The sequence below is a fragment of the Halomonas ventosae genome (genome assembly GCF_004363555.1).
Taxonomy (GTDB): domain Bacteria; phylum Pseudomonadota; class Gammaproteobacteria; order Pseudomonadales; family Halomonadaceae; genus Halomonas; species Halomonas ventosae.
In genome coordinates, this window is sequence record NZ_SNZJ01000010.1 from 97,614 (window position 1) to 112,307 (window position 14,694).

A 14,694-nucleotide genomic window follows, 5' to 3' on the forward strand; every position below is an offset into this window, starting at 1 on the left:
CATTGTGCTAGGGCACTTGCTTTACCGGCGGAGGGTTCCATTTTCCGGTGAGCGCATCGGGCTTCGGCCAGTAGATACGCAGGTAAGATGAAAATGGTCCCTTGGGTGCAGGAAGCCAATTCGATTCCATGTTCTTTCCGGGTGACTCGTGCTGGATGTAGAGCGTGAGGCCGCCATCGTCATCCATTTTCATGTCCGGCAACATCGGTGAGTTGATGAGGTAGCGGTCGATGGGATTGGCTACCAGCAAGCTCTCCGGCAGCTGATACATGGTGAGCGACCAGAATGCATGCGCTGGTGGCAGTTTCCCCTTGGGGAAATGCAGAGTATAGCGGTTAGCGCCGTTGAGCTTTTGGCCGCTAGCGTCAGTAAAATAAATAGGGTACATCGCTTCATGTTTTGAATTTCCCCAGATGCCAATGGTTGCAAGCCAGCGATAAAAGTAATTGTTTTTCATGGATGCGCGCGTGCCGAAGACATCGCCGGCGGTAATTTTACCTTCCGCCAATAACTTCGCGCCGTCCGAAAATTCTTTCCAAGCGTCGACCATGCCTTCCTCGAAGGCTTTCTTCATTTCAGGGGAAAGCTTTTTGGGATCAAAGGTCTTTCCGGCGCCGATGCCAATCTTGGCGAACCTCTCCATGAGCTCCTTCTCGGACGGAACAGTCGGACTGAATTGCAGGATGAAATTCAGGATAGTGAACACCTCTAGAGAGCTTTTCTGCTCTTCCTGGCTGATCGGCTTGATGTAGTCGATGGCCGGGGCCGGGGTAGGCGCTGCGGTACCGAGAAAGGACGAGAGCGGCTCCACCTTGTATCCGGCCTGGATTTTTTTCACGTTGTCGATGTCGGACGGATCAAAAAGTTGAGTGCGATAGATGAGCACGTTTATCTCGGTCTCGGACTGTATGACCTTCTTGATTCCCTGCGGTTTCTCGCCATTCCAATTCGGGCCAGCCAGCATGATGCTACCCGCTTCGTTACCGGTGGTTCGGCTGCCGGCATAGGCAAAGTTGAACGTATAGGCGTCGATGAACTGAATCGAATAATAGCGACCTTCTGGAATTTCCGGGACCGTCAGAACGAGCGGTTCGGCCCGGAGGTCTGCACCGATAAAGGAATATGGCGTGTCGGAATTGGGCGTCTGGACGGCCTTGTCCTCCGGGGTGTAGACGCGCGGGATGTTGTGGATCTCATTCCACTGTCCCTTGTATTCGGGGTCGGTCTTGTCAACGAAGTAGCCGTATTGGATGCGGTAGCCGTCCACCATGGGATAACCGTAGATGTAGGCTTCCTTGGCGATGGCGCGTGCTTCCGCAGCACTGATCTTATCTTGGGCGTGAGCCTGGATCTGTGGAAGCGCAAGCAGCGCCGTGATGCACCCCAGCGCGATGAGTCTTGTGAGTCTTGTCATCTTGTGTGTCCTTTGCTGTTGAACGGGATTAAAAACTGGACAGCTAACAACCACCCACGCATATCAGCACTCCTCCCAGGTCCCCGAGGGTGCGTATTACCTCACCTACACGATCTTGGACAGGATCAGCGCCCCACAGCCGAAGCGGCGCCCTTTCACAGCAGTAGCCGTATGACGACTCCTGTGCCTTCCGACCAGGAATGACATGCCTCGCTATCGAGCCGAATGCGGCTTTTTTCAGCAATGGCTAGTTATCGGTACGCCTGAAATCGGGAGCCGAATGTTGATGGCACACGACTCGTCGCTGGAAAAAGCCTAGGCACTTGGCCTGGTAGGCGGTAGTTGGACCTTGGTCCCATCGCGTTTCATCGCGGCCCTGTCGGAAACATAGGGTTGGCAAAGGCTTCTTCGCTCCGTGCCGCTCTCAGCGCCTGGCGTTGGGTAGAAGTTGAAAACACGTACCATCGACACACTGCCGATCATCGACTGGCTCTTTCGGAAAGTGGGCAACGGCTGATCCGCGCTGGCCGAATCGCCAGGCACGAAAATGCTGAGTGGGACCAAGGGCCAATGACGCCAGGACTGGAAAAGGTCTAAACCTTCTAGTTCATGCAGGAGGGCCAAGAGTTGGCATCGAATCGCTCAGATGTGTCCGTGTTCGTGGTCGATGACGATGCTTCCGTGCGTCGTAGCCTGTTGCGACTGCTAGGCGCCGCCGGGTTCCAGGTCGCCGTTTTCGACGCTCCCGACCACTTTCTCGACGCCGTGCGTTTCAACAAGACAGATAGTTGCTGCCTGCTCCTGGATATCACCATGCCGGGTTCAAGCGGGCTACTGACGATCGAACGCATGCGTCAGCGGGGCATTGACATACCAGTGATTGCCCTCTCGGCGACTGACGACGAGCTCACCCGCCGAATGGCCAAACGCCGCGGGGCAAAACTGTTCTTCAGCAAGCCTGTCGACGACAAGGCATTGCTCGACGCCATCGAGTGGGTGACCGCGTTGAACCAGAACGATGGCTGATGCAATGGACGAGTCGGCACCCACAACGGGCTGGCATGGAGCCCGGGGGCGCCCGACATTCGGGCCCATCTCGATATCACGGAAGGCGACGCACGCCCTCCCCATCGCCGCCCCTCCCCTTCAGGCGCTGATTCCCTGGTGGTCGGCCAGGGTGATGACGACTTGATCTGCATCAACACCCTATTGGGAATCTGGGCTAGTCTGGAAGGAATTCGGGGCAAGCATCGCTGCCAACCTTGGTGGCGGTGCTTGTGAGGTGCCCAATATGCAGGACGAGATCTACGCGTCAGCCCTCTTCGTGCTGGCGGGCGTGTGGCTGTTCGGGGCTTTCCACCACGGGATGTTGAGCCGTGGGCGACAAGTCGAGCGCTCCCAGCAGCTGTTTGCCGTCTTCTGCGCGCTGATGGCCGGACATCTCGCCGTGCGAGCCATCGGCCATCACACGCTTTCGTATGATGCCCTCACGGGCGGGTGGCGCGCCGAGGTCATCACCGCCGCAATGGCGTTCGCCGTCTTGCCCTGGTTCCTGGTCGAATTCACCAACGCTCGGCCCCGATGGCCGCGTATCGCGCTGAGTCTCTACGTCCTGATCATTGCGCTCGGCGTGGCTGGTGTTCCCGCCACGGGGCCTCTTGCCGATGGCTTGGCCCCTTGGCATGCCGCGGAACAACCGGAGGCCCCACTCTCTGCCCCCACCCTCCTCTATACCGCCCTGCTCCTGGGGCTGGTAACGGCCCAGCTTGACGGCATCCTCGCCTGCCGACGGCGGTATCGGTCGGGGACGGCAGGCCGCCACCTGGCAGTCGGCGTGGCACTCGCCGTGTTCACCGTGGGTACCCTGCTCGAGCTGATGCGCTTGCTGAAGCTGGCGGACACCTCCCCGGCCTTCGAGCTGAGTCTGCTTCCCGCGCTCGTGCTGATGAGCGCGGCGGTAGGACAAGATCAGCGCCTGAACTGGATGCAGGCGCTGCTGGACCACGTCCCGGCGATGATCACCCTGAAGGACCGGAATCGACGGTATCTGCTCGCCAACAAGGCATTCACGGATGAGTACCGTCTTGACACGGCCAGGCTGCGGGGTCGCACGGATCGGCAGCTATTCCCGGGCCAGGATCTCACGACGAGCCACCAGGCCGACACCGATACCTTCACGAAGGGGGACGAAGTGGAGACGGAGGAGAGGGTGCAGTCACCGGATGGTATCCGCTTCCTGCGCTCGCGGCGCTTCCCCGTATTCGATTCCAACGACCACATCTGGGCCTACGGCTGCGTCTCGGAGGATGTGACAGCCTCGCGGAATGCCGACCTGGAAGCGCTCGAGCTTCGCCAGCAACTCACGCACATGGAGCGGGTCACACGACTCGACGCGATCAGCGCCTCCCTCGCCCACGAACTCATGCAGCCGCTCACCGCAACCCTGAGCAACGCTCAGGCGGGACTGCGACTTCTGGAGGCTCACCCCTTGTCGATGGAGCCTATCCGCGAAGTGTTGGCCGACATCGCCGCTGATGCAAAGCGTGCGAGCCAGATAGTGAGAACCTTGCGGGATATGACGCGACACACGCCATCACCGCACGAGCCAGACGACCTCTCGGAGGCGGTACGCGAGGTTCTCGACATGCTGGGTGCCGAAATGGCACTGAAAGGTGTTGTCTGCCGCAGGAACCTCGAACCGAGTTGCATCGCGACAGCGAACAAGCCGCAGATCCAGCAAGTCCTTCTCAACCTGCTGCTCAACGCCATCCACGCCGTGGAACAGCAGCCCGAAGGGTCCCGCCGGGTCGATGTACGCGCCGAGTTGGATGAGTCCGGGGCGGTGCAGGTTTCGGTACGGGATAGCGGGCAGGGCATACCGGCTTCCGAGATGCACCGCCTCTTCACCCCCTTCTACAGCACCAAGCCGGAGGGCATGGGAATCGGGCTGGCCGTCTGTCGCAACATCATCGAATGGCAGGACGGGCGCATCTGGGCAGAGAGTAACGAGCCGGAGCCAGGTACCACCTTCCGGTTTACGTTACCCGCCCAAGAGTCGCAATTCGCGAGTCAGCGCGCCGAAGGACGAGGCAACAGGTCATGACGAACCAGGCAACGAGCGAGCCTCGGGTGTACGTTGTCGAGGATGACGACAGCGTTCGTCGGTCCCTCGGGCGACTTCTCATGGCCAACGGCTACGCGGTGGCCTGTCATGAAAGCGCCGAGAGCATGCTCACGACGCTGCCGAAGAATTCCACGGGATGCGCCCTGTTAGATATTGGCTTACCGGACATGGACGGGGTTCAACTGCAAGCCTTACTGGCCACCCACAGTCCGGCGTTGGCAGTGATCTTCCTCACGGGCAACGGCGAACTTGGTGCCGCCGTCAACGGCATGAAGCATGGCGCCGTCGACTACCTCATCAAGCCGGCCTCCGAGGAGACGCTTCTTCCGGTAGTCCGCGAAGCCCTGCGGCGAAGTGCCTGCACACTGGCGAGGCTGGCCGCCGAGCAGCGGGTCTGCGAGGCGATGGCTCGGCTCACCCGACGCGAACTTGAAGTCTTGGAACATGTGGTCGGTGGATGGCTCAACAAGCAGATTGCCGCGGACCTCGGCATTGCCGAGAAGACCGTGAAGGTGCACCGCAGCCGGGTCATGGCGAAGATGCGCGTCCGCAGCGTGGCAGAGTTGGCGAGACAGTGTCAGATGCTCGGCATTGTCGGCCCGCACTTGCCGGAAGAACCTCCGGAGTGACTCACGGCCACCAGTTAACGAGCCTGAATACGGCCATACTCGCCGCGCTACTGTGCTTGGTCATGGCGGTCAACAGCGTGGTATGGAAGACCGCCTTGGTAATACCGACACCGACGCGAGAAGTGGTCATGGGATAGGCTCCTCAACCGTGGGCAGGGCAGTGGCCCTCACTTCTGTCATTGGGGCGCAACAGCGCCTGTATCGGGTGGGGAGGGCTCTACCCCATTGCTTCGCCCGCAGGGTCACCCGTACCAACCCAAGGCTCGCTTCCTGCTGGTGGGCAGCCTTGACCGGGTGAGGTTGGCTGCCCACAAGACTCCAAAGACAACCGCCCCGGCTGCTCATAGCCGATGTACGAGTGACCAGACTCCTTCTGGCGCACGAATTATGCAGGATCAAGTAGGGCCAAGGTCCAATGAACGCTTCCGCCTGAATGCTCTATACCTAAATTCTGGCATCTGGAGTGAACTGAGGGATCTCAAATGCGAACGATCATTCCTACGGTTATCGTAGCCGGGGTAGCGACAATCGGGTCGGTCTGGTTTTCAACAGCGCATGCTCAGTGGAGTGGTGAAATCACTCCCTACCTCTGGGCGGCGGGTATTGACGGTGATGCGACGGTTCAAGGTAATGACGTCGAGATCGATGTTGGCTTTGATGACCTTCTCGACAACACTGACCTCGCCGGTTCGGTACTGGGGGTGCTGAGACGGGATAGGTTGGTGTTCTGGGGCCAGGTTGACTACTTCAGCCTGAGCACTGGTGCAGTGGATACGCCATCCGGCGCGAGCGCTGAGCTGGAGACCGATTCCGTCATCTGGACGCTGGCGGCGGGCTACCAATTTGATGGCTGGATGCCTGGCCAGCACGTCGACGTCATGTTGGGTGCACGGCAACTTTCTCTGGACAACGAGCTTTCCATCAGCGGCGTTGGTACCTTCACGCGTGACAAGGACTATACGGATGCTGTGGTGGTGGTTCGGCCCAGCTTGCCGATCAACGAGCGCTGGCTTTTCAACCCCACGCTCTCCTTCGGTACAGGGGATTCCGATAGCACGTGGGAACTCTGGCCGCAGTTCCAGTACAAGATTACGGACACCTGGGCGGCACGCATCGGTTACCGCCGTCTCCACTACGACATTGAGGGAGACGCCGGGAACGAGTTCGATGCCGCGTTTCATGGCTTAGTGGTCGGCTTTGGCGGATTGTTCTGAAGTTTTTCCCCTAGGACGCATCGAAGCGTGTGGCGTGCCTTGGTTCGGTACGCCATCGCTGGAGCGAAGGGGACAAGAGTTCACAAATCTGACCGCCCTGAAGTAGCGACCCGTCCCGCCAACAGTCGCGGAACGTCCAGCCGCGGGTCCACGACTGCATAATCAGAACTCATGTTCTTTTAGTCAATCTAAAAAGCTGAACTATTGCCAAATAAACAACAGCACTCTGGTTAGCATGTAGGCAAGGTTGCACGGCTCACAAAAATCTTAGAAGAACCATTTTGGAAAGGCGATCATAATGATTAACTCAACCCAGAAAAAAGGGTTGGCTAAAAATCAAAGAAACAGTATTAAGTTACATTCAAACGTCAATGGAAGCCATTGAATGAACATTGTGCCACGAATTTTACTTGGGGTTTCGTTTCTATGCTTCGGGTTTTCCGTATCGGCCCAACAGTCAATTGTCTACCCAGCCAAGGGACAAACAGCAACACAACAAGCTAGTGACGAGGCCGCTTGTCATGCATGGGCCAAGCAGTCAACAGGCATAGACCCTGCAGTCGTCACCCAAAGCCCCACTCCATCCTCGCCACAAGCTGGGACGACATCGGGCAGTGGCGGTGAGCGCTTTCGCGGCGCCGTGCGTGGAGCTGCGGGTGGCGCGCTGATTGGCGAAATCGCCAACGACGATGCCGGCGAAGGGGCCGCCATCGGCGCCGTGGTCGGCACCATGGCTGGGGGACGTCGGGCACGGCAGCAGCAACAGCAGATGCAGCAGCAACAGGTCCAGCAGCAGCAGACACATAGTCAGCAGCAACAGCAGATGGACACCTTCAGCCGCGCCTACGCCGCCTGCATGGAAGGGCGTGGCTACACCATCCGCTGAGTCACACGACACCGCTTCGGGATCATGCCCGGGCGACAGCAAAACGTGAGAAACACAAGGAGAGTCAGATGAGAGTGTCATTCCACCTGCGACGTCTGGCGCTGGCCACAGGAACGTTGCTTGTCGCCCTGCAGGTTTCCATGGCCGGGGCGTCCGAGTTTATCGAGGAGATGCCCGAGCTTTCCCAGGACCCGGATCGTGCCGGGGCCATGATCTGGGAAAGCCCTGATTTCAGGAGAGAAGACTACACCCGGGTGATGATAGAGCCGATCACCATCTATATCAGTCCCGAGTCCAAGGAGAAGGGGCTCAGGGCCAATGAGCTCAAGGCACTGGCAGACGGATTCGTGGAAGCGGTAACCATTTCACTGGAGCCGGAGGTTCCCGTGGTCAGTCAGCCTGGACCTGGAGTGCTCTACATTCGTGCGGCTCTCGTTGACGTGAAAATGGATAACAAGAAGCGTGGCCTGATGGGGTATACCCCCATCGGTTTCGTTGTCACAGCGGCCGCCAATGCGGCGGGAGCACGCATCATCTTGAGCGATGCCGTCCTTGAGGTCGAAGTCCTTGACTCGGTCAGTGGCAAGCGGCTGGGGGTGCTGACCGACAAGGCACCGAGCTCAGCGGATGGCGAGAACCTCTCCTGGGACTCCATCAGCCAGACCCTCACCTACTATGCTGGGCGCTTCAAACAGCGCATGCAGATCGCGCAGTGAGTTCAAAAATGTGGCTGGAACGCGATCTTCCAGCTCTACGGGCCTCGAGCCCTGGTTCGATAAGGACCGGAGGCTCCGCGAGATTGAGCTGATGGAATAAACAGTCGACCAGCGAGGTGCAGCAGCTGCGACTGCTTGAGGCATGCTGAGGGGTACGGAGCAAAAAAAAATGGCACTTAAAATTGATACCAAAGCTGGCAGTCGTCGCTACGCTGCCTGGGTTGCCACAATAGCGGTCGGCTGCGCCTTCACCATGGCCGCGACCGCCAGCGATGACCTGGAAATTGCCAAGAAGCTGAGTAACCCGATTGCGTCCCTGACCAGCGTGCCCTTCCAATTCAATTACGACGAGAACATCGGCGTGACGGACAAGGGAAGCCGCTGGGTTCTTAACATACAGCCGGTGATCCCCTTCAGCCTGAATGCGGATTGGAATGTCATCTCCCGCACCATCCTGCCGCTGATCGACCAGCAGGATCTCCCACCCGGCACCGACGAGAGCGGCGTGGGGGATGTCTTCCAGAGCGTGTTCTTCTCGCCCAAGTCGCCGACGGCCGGTGGCTGGATCTGGGGGGCCGGGCCGGCGCTACTGCTGCCGACAGCCAGTGATGAATTGTTGGGTGCAGAGAAGTGGGCGGCGGGACCAACCGCCGTGGCCCTGAAGCAGCAGAACGGCTGGACCTATGGCGGACTGGTGAATCATGTCTGGTCGTTTGCAGGCGACGATGATCGCAATGACGTCAGTGCCACGTTCATGCAGCCCTTCCTGGCCTACACGACCCCGACGCTAACGACCCTAACCTTGAACAGCGAATCCACCTACGACTGGGAGGCCGAGGCGTGGTCGGTTCCGGTCAACCTGCTGGCCACCCAGCTGTTCCGTGTCGGTCAGCAGCCGATGTCCCTACAACTGGGAACACGCTACTGGGCAGATGCCCCTGAAGCTGGGCCCGACGGCTGGGGATGGCGTCTGACCTATACCCTGGTGTTTCCGAACTAGCCCCGTACCGATGGATGGGTAGCCCATGACCTCGTGGAGAACCTGACATGAAAGCCCTGAAGACACCTATTCTGACCGCCTTGCTGGCCATCGTCCTTGCCGGCCTGATGGTGACAACGACCAGCGTACAGGCCGCTACGCCCACGGCGGCGGAGATCGAGGCCAGTGTCGCCAACGCCCTGAGGGCGTTTCGCGACGAGGTCGACGGTGCCGACGACTACCTCAGCGAGGCCAAGGGCGTGCTGGTCATCCCGGATGTCAGGAAGGTCGGCTTCCTGGTAGCGGCCCAGTGGGGAACAGGCGCCCTTCAGGTGGAGGGGCGCACCACCGACTACTACAAGATGGAGGCCGGCTCTGCCGGCTTTCAGGCCGGCTACCAGAAGACCAATCAGGTCTTCATCTTCTTCACCGACGACGCCCTGGAGAAGTTTCGCAGCGGCGATGGCTGGACGGTAGGCGCCGAGGCTGGACTGACCCTCGTCGAGGTGGGCACCGGCATCTCGGCCGACACCCTCAGGAACCAGGGGGCCGTAGCCGCCTTTGCGTTCGGCAGCGAGGGGTTGATGGGCGGCTGGTCAGCGAAGGGAACCCGCTTCAGCCGGATACAGCCCGGCCGTTGACGGCGCCCCCATCCCGCGCATCCGCGATACCCCAGGGGATAGAAGGCGATAACGATGATCAAGATGGTGACAAGAACCCTGATCGTGCTCGGCTGCTGCCTGGGGGGGCTGTTGCTTCCCCAGGCCGTAGCGGCAAACATCGAGGCCGCGCAGCCGGGCCGCCAGAAGGTGGGCCTGGCCCTCAGTGGCGGCGGCGCACGGGGCGCAGCCCACCTCGGGGTGCTCAGGGTGCTGGAGGAGATGAAGATCCCCATCGACTATATCGCCGGCACCAGCATGGGCTCCATCGTCGGTGGGCTCTACGCCTCGGGGATGACGCCGGATGAGATCGAGCAAGCCCTCAAGACCATGGACTGGGAGCATATCTTCAGTGACGCCCCACCCCGAGTCGAGCGCTCCTTCCGGCGCAAGCGTGACGACGACCTCTACCTGGTGAAGGCCCGGCTGGGGATTTCCGATGACGGCAAGCCGCGTTTCCCGACCGGTGCCATACAGGGACAGAAATTCGACCTGGCGCTGCGAGCGCTCTCCCTGCCGGTGACCAATACCACGGACTTCGACCGCCTCCATATCCCGTTCCGCGCGGTGGCATCTGATATCGGCAGTGGAGCGAAGGTCGTGCTCGGAGAAGGCGACCTGGCAACCGCAATGCGTGCCAGCATGGCGGTCCCCGGCCTCTTCGCCGCCGCCGAGGTCGATGGTCGCCTGCTGGTGGACGGTGGCATCACCGATAACCTGCCGGTGGACGTGGTGCGGGAGATGGGCGCCGATATCGTGATTGCCGTGGATATCAGCACCCCCATCAAGCCGGCGGAAGAGGTCATCAACCTCTTCGCGATCACGGGCCAGCTGACGTCACTCCTGACCCGCAACAACGTGGAGGAGCAGCTGGCGACACTGACGGAAGCCGACGTCCTGATCATTCCTGCCCTCGGGGATTTCTCCAGCTCCGACTTCGTGAATGCTACTGATGCGGTGCCCATCGGCTACCAGGCCGCCGATGCGCAGAGGAGCGAGCTGCGGCGGCTGTCACTGCCAGCAGGCGACTACCAGGCTCATCTGGCCGCCCGCACCGCCAGGCCCCCGCGTGACCTGCCCATCATCCAGTTCGTCCGCATCGAGAACGACGCCGGGATATCCGACGCCATGATTCATGACCGCATACGCCAACGGACCGGCGAACCGCTTGACCGACAACAGCTGGAACAGGACATCGCACACATCTACGGCCTTGAACTGTTCCAGAACGTTCGCTACGACCTCGTCGAGGAGCAGGGTGAGACCGGCCTGCTGGTCGACGCACGCGCCAAGAGCTGGGGGCCGAACTACCTCCAGTTCGGCCTGGACCTGTCCAGCGATATCCGGGGCACCAACAGCTATGACCTGGGGGCAGCCTACCTTCGCACAGGGATCAACCCCCTGGGCGGCGAAATCCGCCTGGCGACACAGATCGGCCAGGACCCGCTGCTAGCGGCGGAGTGGCACCAACCCCTCGATAGCCTGTCACGCTATTTCGTCTACACCGGGGCCCGTTACGGTGCCACCAACGTGGATGTCTTCGATGGTCGGCGGGATGCGGTCGCGGAATACCGGGTCAAGGAGGCACGTGCCGAGCTTGCCCTCGGGCGAGAGCTCAGCGTCTATGGCGAGTCCCGGCTCGGCTATCGCTATCGTGACGGTGAAGTCGACGTCAAGACAGGTTCGCCCGAGCTGCCCGAGTTCAGCTATGAAAGCGGGAATGCCTTCGCTCGCCTTGCGGTAGATCGCCTGGATAACTACAACTTCCCGGAAGAAGGCTGGCTGGGCGCCGTCGAGTACGACATCGCTCGGGAAGACCTCGGTGGCGATAGCGAGTTTGAACAAGTCAGGCTAGTCGCCAATGGTTTTACCAGCCTCGGAAATGGCCATGTGGTAGGCCTTGGTGGCCTGGTCAACTCGACCATCAGTGGATCGGCAGACATCCAGGACCGCTTTCGACTCGGCGGATTTCTCAACCTGTCGGGCTATACGGAAGACAGCCTGAGCGGCCAGCAGGCAGGCGTGCTCACTGCCATCTACTACAGGCGGTTCGAGGCCCTCCCCTTCCTGTCATGGTACCTGGGGGGGTCGTTCGAGTACGGCGGCGTCTGGGAGGACAAGGGCGACCTCTTCGATGACGCCATATCTTCAGGAAGTGTCTTCCTGGGTGCCGACAGTCCTATCGGCCCGCTCTACCTCGGCTACGGGCATGCCGAAGGGGGCTATGACTCGATCTTCTTCTATCTTGGCCGTCCGCAGTTCCGGTAAAACGGGCTTTCATTAGCAGCTAGTGCAGATGGCTTTCCTGAGTTTATCGTCGTCATGCATTGCGCGTAAGGTGTGTTCACACTCGGGTATCTGGGATTCCTGCGCAATCACTCGGGCCTGCAGGCGCCGCTTCTCCTGCGCGGCGAGTGGCAAGAGGCCTTCGTCGACCAGGTGGAGGAACTGGGCATGGCGATGGCCGCGGGGCTGGACGCAGGCGTGCTCTAACCATATTCGATAAAATTCCGTCGATAGTCCCTTCCGGTTTTTATGCACCTGCTATACCTCAAGCAGGCCCGTCTACTTGCAGGAATTTTCGGGCCTTGTCGAATGCCGCATCGGCTGATCGCGCAACAACAAGACACGACAAGATCAACAGAACAATACGCTACGTCGACCAGACGCGATGCGAAGTCCCGCCCTTCGGCTTCCGCCCAGCCCCCTCATTGGTTCTGGAGTGCCTCTGGCCGACTCACTGACGCGAGGTGAGTCATGAAGCTCTGGAATCATGGAATTACCGCAAGGCTGCTGGGCATCGGCGTTACCAGCCTGTTCCTCTGGAACCCGCCGTCGGCGCAGGCCGACGATCCCCTGATCATCGCCACCGCCAGCCCTGCCGGGGTCTACCACGTGGTCGGCCGGGCGCTGTGCCGAGTCGTCGAGACGCCCTGCCGGGCGCAGCCCAGCGACGGCTCCAGTGCCAACCTGCGCGCGCTGCGTCGCGGCGAGCTGCAGCTCGCCATGGCCCAGTCGGACCTGCACCTGTACGCCACCCTGGGCACCGAAGGGTTCCGCAATGACGGCCCGAACGAGGCGCTGCGCTCGGTCTTCTCGCTGCACAGCGAGCCCTTCACCCTGGTGGTGCGCCGTGATGCCGGGATTCGCGACTTCGAGGACCTCCAGCAGCGCTCGGTGAACATCGGCAACCCGGGCTCCGGCCAGCGCGGCACCATGCTCAGGCTGATGGATGCCCGGGGCTGGAGCCGCACCAACTTCCGCCAGACCCACGACCTGCCGGCCGACCAGCAGTCCATGGAGCTCTGCCACGGCAACATCGACGCCATGGTCTATACCGTGGGCCATCCCAACGCCTCTGTGGCCCAGGCCATCCGGCTGTGCGATGCCGAGATCGTCGACGTGCAGGGCGACTTCGTCGACCTGCTGGTGGATGCCTACCCCTATTTCACGCGGGCCTCGATCCCCGCCGGCCTCTATGGCCCGGACCAGCAGGCCGTGGAGACCTTCGGGGTCAAGGCCACCCTGGTCACCACGGCGGACACCGACCCTGACCTGGTCTACCGGCTGGTCGCCAGCGTCTTCGATGACTTCACGCGCTTCAAGGCCGCCCACCCCGCCCTGGGCCAGCTGACGCCCCAGGCGATGATCCAGGACGGGCTCAGCGCCCCCCTGCACGAAGGGGCGCTGCGCTACTACCGCGAACAGGGCTGGGTCGAGGCCGAAAGCATGATGTCCGAACGCCACGCGCAACCCCGCCTGGCCGTGCACGACGCGGCACGTCCCGACTGAGCCCCGAGCGCGCAATGCAGAACGGCACCCGAGGGGGTGCCGTTCTGCGTATCACCGCGCCGATGATCAGGCCGGGCGGGTTACCTGAGGCGTTCGAATACCGTGGCCACGCCCTGCCCCATGCCGATGCACATGGTGGCCAGGCCCAGGGTGGTATCACGCTCCTGCATCACGTTGAGCAGGGTGGTGCTGATGCGCGCCCCGGAGCAGCCCAGCGGGTGGCCCAGGGCGATGGCGCCGCCGTGGAGGTTGACCTTGTCGTCCATGGCGTCGCGCAGGCCCAGGTCCTTGAGCACCGGCAACGCCTGGGCGGCGAAGGCCTCGTTGAGCTCCACGGTCTGGATGTCGTCGATGGTCAGGCCTGCGCTCTTCAGCGCCTTCTTCGAGGCCGGCACCGGGCCATAGCCCATGATGGAGGCATCGCAGCCGGCCACGCCGGTGGAGAGCACGCGAGCGATGGGCGCGAGGCCCAGGGCCTGGGCGCGCTCGTAGCTCATCACCGCCATGCCGGCCGCCCCCACCGAGAGCGCCGAGGAGGTGCCGGCGGTGACAGTGCCGTCGCGGGGGTCGAAGGCCGGCTTGAGCTCGGCCATCTTCTCCAGGCTGGCGTCGCTGCGGATCACCTCGTCGCGGTCGACCCGCACCCGGAAGCCATTGGCGTCATGGCCCTCGATGCCGATGATCTCGCGGTCGAACCCGCCGTTCTCCATCGCCGCCTGGGCCCGCTGGTGCGAGCGCACGCCGAAGGCGTCCTGCTCCTTGCGGGAGATGCCGTGCATCTTGCCCAACAGTTCCGCGGTCAGCCCCATCATCATGGCCGCCTTGGCCACGTGCTTGCTTGCCGCCGGGTTGACGTCGACGCCATGGGTCATGCCCACGTGCTCCATGTGCTCCACGCCGCCGATGATGTAGAACTCGCCCATGCCGGCCCGGATGTTGGCGGCGGCGATGTGCAGCGCGCTCATCGAGGAACCGCACAGGCGGTTGACCGTCTGCGCCGGCACGGTGTGGGGGATGCCGGTGAGGATCGCCGCGTTGCGGGCGATGTTCATGCCCTGCTCCAGGGTCTGGTTGACGCAGCCCCAGATCACGTCGTCGACCTCGGCCGGGTCGAGCCCCGGGTTGCGGTCGAACAGCGCCTGCATCACCGCGGCGGAGAGGTTCTCGGCGCGCACGTGGCGGAATGCGCCGTTCTTGGCCCTGGCCATGGCGGAGCGGGCACAGTCGACCACCACCACGTCTCTCGGATTCAAGCTCATCGATAACTCCTTAAATAGTGTC

The 14,694-nt window shown here is 61.5% G+C and carries 14 protein-coding genes; 11 read left to right on the forward strand and 3 right to left on the reverse strand.

The window, feature by feature from the left end; translation table 11 throughout:
* Positions 1-7: 7 nt before the first annotated feature.
* Entirely contained in the window at positions 8-1,414 is a 1,407-nt protein-coding gene (locus DFP85_RS10420) for a DUF1254 domain-containing protein (RefSeq protein ID WP_133636222.1), read from the reverse strand.
* 627 nt (positions 1,415-2,041) lie between these two features.
* Here DFP85_RS10420 and DFP85_RS10425 point away from each other — a divergent pair.
* From DFP85_RS10425 to DFP85_RS10435, 3 genes are all read left to right on the forward strand, one after another.
* Positions 2,042-2,440 (forward strand): response regulator transcription factor, encoded by a 399-nt coding sequence (locus tag DFP85_RS10425; RefSeq protein WP_166644631.1) that lies wholly within the window; start codon positions 2,042-2,044, stop codon positions 2,438-2,440.
* Positions 2,441-2,705: 265 nt separating this feature from the next.
* Positions 2,706-4,517 (forward strand): sensor histidine kinase, encoded by a 1,812-nt coding sequence (locus DFP85_RS10430; RefSeq protein WP_133636224.1) that lies wholly within the window; start codon positions 2,706-2,708, stop codon positions 4,515-4,517.
* A complete protein-coding gene (locus tag DFP85_RS10435) occupies positions 4,514-5,167 on the forward strand; it encodes a response regulator transcription factor (protein WP_133636225.1) in 654 nt (217 codons plus the stop codon). Before DFP85_RS10430 ends, DFP85_RS10435 begins: the two co-directional genes overlap by 4 nt.
* A 1-nt stretch (position 5,168) precedes the next feature.
* On the opposite strand, the gene DFP85_RS19215 is transcribed toward DFP85_RS10435, so the two are convergent.
* Positions 5,169-5,297: a hypothetical protein gene (locus DFP85_RS19215; protein ID WP_279512934.1), complete on the reverse strand. Its 129-nt coding sequence runs from the start codon at positions 5,295-5,297 to the stop codon at positions 5,169-5,171.
* 352 nt (positions 5,298-5,649) lie between these two features.
* On the opposite strand from DFP85_RS19215, the gene DFP85_RS10440 reads away from it, so the two are divergent.
* The 8 genes from DFP85_RS10440 (at position 5,650) to DFP85_RS10475 (ending at position 13,413) form a co-directional block, all read left to right on the forward strand.
* Complete coding sequence (locus DFP85_RS10440) at positions 5,650-6,381, forward strand: porin family protein (protein ID WP_133636226.1); 732 nt, start codon at positions 5,650-5,652, stop codon at positions 6,379-6,381.
* Positions 6,382-6,766: 385 nt separating this feature from the next.
* The gene (locus DFP85_RS10445) at positions 6,767-7,267 is read left to right on the forward strand and encodes a glycine zipper domain-containing protein (protein WP_133636227.1); all 501 of its coding nucleotides are present in this window, start codon (positions 6,767-6,769) and stop codon (positions 7,265-7,267) included.
* Between the two features lie 68 nt (positions 7,268-7,335).
* The gene (locus DFP85_RS10450; protein ID WP_133636228.1) at positions 7,336-7,983 is read left to right on the forward strand and encodes a DUF3313 domain-containing protein; all 648 of its coding nucleotides are present in this window, start codon (positions 7,336-7,338) and stop codon (positions 7,981-7,983) included.
* A 169-nt stretch (positions 7,984-8,152) separates the two neighbouring features.
* On the forward strand, positions 8,153-8,983 hold the full coding sequence (locus DFP85_RS10455; protein ID WP_133636229.1) for a transporter: 831 nt from the start codon (positions 8,153-8,155) through the stop codon (positions 8,981-8,983).
* 47 nt (positions 8,984-9,030) lie between these two features.
* Complete coding sequence (locus tag DFP85_RS10460) at positions 9,031-9,603, forward strand: lipid-binding SYLF domain-containing protein (protein ID WP_133636230.1); 573 nt, start codon at positions 9,031-9,033, stop codon at positions 9,601-9,603.
* Positions 9,604-9,666: 63 nt separating this feature from the next.
* Positions 9,667-11,889 (forward strand): patatin-like phospholipase family protein, encoded by a 2,223-nt coding sequence (locus DFP85_RS10465; protein WP_166644632.1) that lies wholly within the window; start codon positions 9,667-9,669, stop codon positions 11,887-11,889.
* A 72-nt stretch (positions 11,890-11,961) separates the two neighbouring features.
* Complete coding sequence (locus tag DFP85_RS10470; protein ID WP_341776973.1) at positions 11,962-12,114, forward strand: hypothetical protein; 153 nt, start codon at positions 11,962-11,964, stop codon at positions 12,112-12,114.
* A gap of 264 nt (positions 12,115-12,378) precedes the next feature.
* Complete coding sequence (locus DFP85_RS10475; RefSeq protein WP_133636232.1) at positions 12,379-13,413, forward strand: TAXI family TRAP transporter solute-binding subunit; 1,035 nt, start codon at positions 12,379-12,381, stop codon at positions 13,411-13,413.
* Positions 13,414-13,493: 80 nt separating this feature from the next.
* Here DFP85_RS10475 and fadA read toward each other — a convergent pair whose 3' ends face one another.
* A complete protein-coding gene (gene fadA, locus DFP85_RS10480) occupies positions 13,494-14,672 on the reverse strand; it encodes an acetyl-CoA C-acyltransferase FadA (protein WP_133636233.1) in 1,179 nt (392 codons plus the stop codon).
* Between the last annotated feature and the right edge of the window lie 22 nt (positions 14,673-14,694).

Coding starts and splice junctions, on each gene's coding strand:
- DFP85_RS10420 (WP_133636222.1), bottom strand. CDS start 1,414: ATGACAAGACTCACAAGACTCATCGCGCTGGGGTGCATCACGGCGCTG.
- DFP85_RS10430 (WP_133636224.1), top strand. CDS start 2,706: ATGCAGGACGAGATCTACGCGTCAGCCCTCTTCGTGCTGGCGGGCGTG.
- DFP85_RS10435 (WP_133636225.1), top strand. CDS start 4,514: ATGACGAACCAGGCAACGAGCGAGCCTCGGGTGTACGTTGTCGAGGAT.
- DFP85_RS19215 (WP_279512934.1), bottom strand. CDS start 5,297: ATGACCACTTCTCGCGTCGGTGTCGGTATTACCAAGGCGGTCTTCCAT.
- DFP85_RS10440 (WP_133636226.1), top strand. CDS start 5,650: ATGCGAACGATCATTCCTACGGTTATCGTAGCCGGGGTAGCGACAATC.
- DFP85_RS10445 (WP_133636227.1), top strand. CDS start 6,767: ATGAACATTGTGCCACGAATTTTACTTGGGGTTTCGTTTCTATGCTTC.
- DFP85_RS10450 (WP_133636228.1), top strand. CDS start 7,336: ATGAGAGTGTCATTCCACCTGCGACGTCTGGCGCTGGCCACAGGAACG.
- DFP85_RS10455 (WP_133636229.1), top strand. CDS start 8,153: ATGGCACTTAAAATTGATACCAAAGCTGGCAGTCGTCGCTACGCTGCC.
- DFP85_RS10460 (WP_133636230.1), top strand. CDS start 9,031: ATGAAAGCCCTGAAGACACCTATTCTGACCGCCTTGCTGGCCATCGTC.
- DFP85_RS10465 (WP_166644632.1), top strand. CDS start 9,667: ATGGTGACAAGAACCCTGATCGTGCTCGGCTGCTGCCTGGGGGGGCTG.
- DFP85_RS10475 (WP_133636232.1), top strand. CDS start 12,379: ATGAAGCTCTGGAATCATGGAATTACCGCAAGGCTGCTGGGCATCGGC.
- fadA (WP_133636233.1), bottom strand. CDS start 14,672: ATGAGCTTGAATCCGAGAGACGTGGTGGTGGTCGACTGTGCCCGCTCC.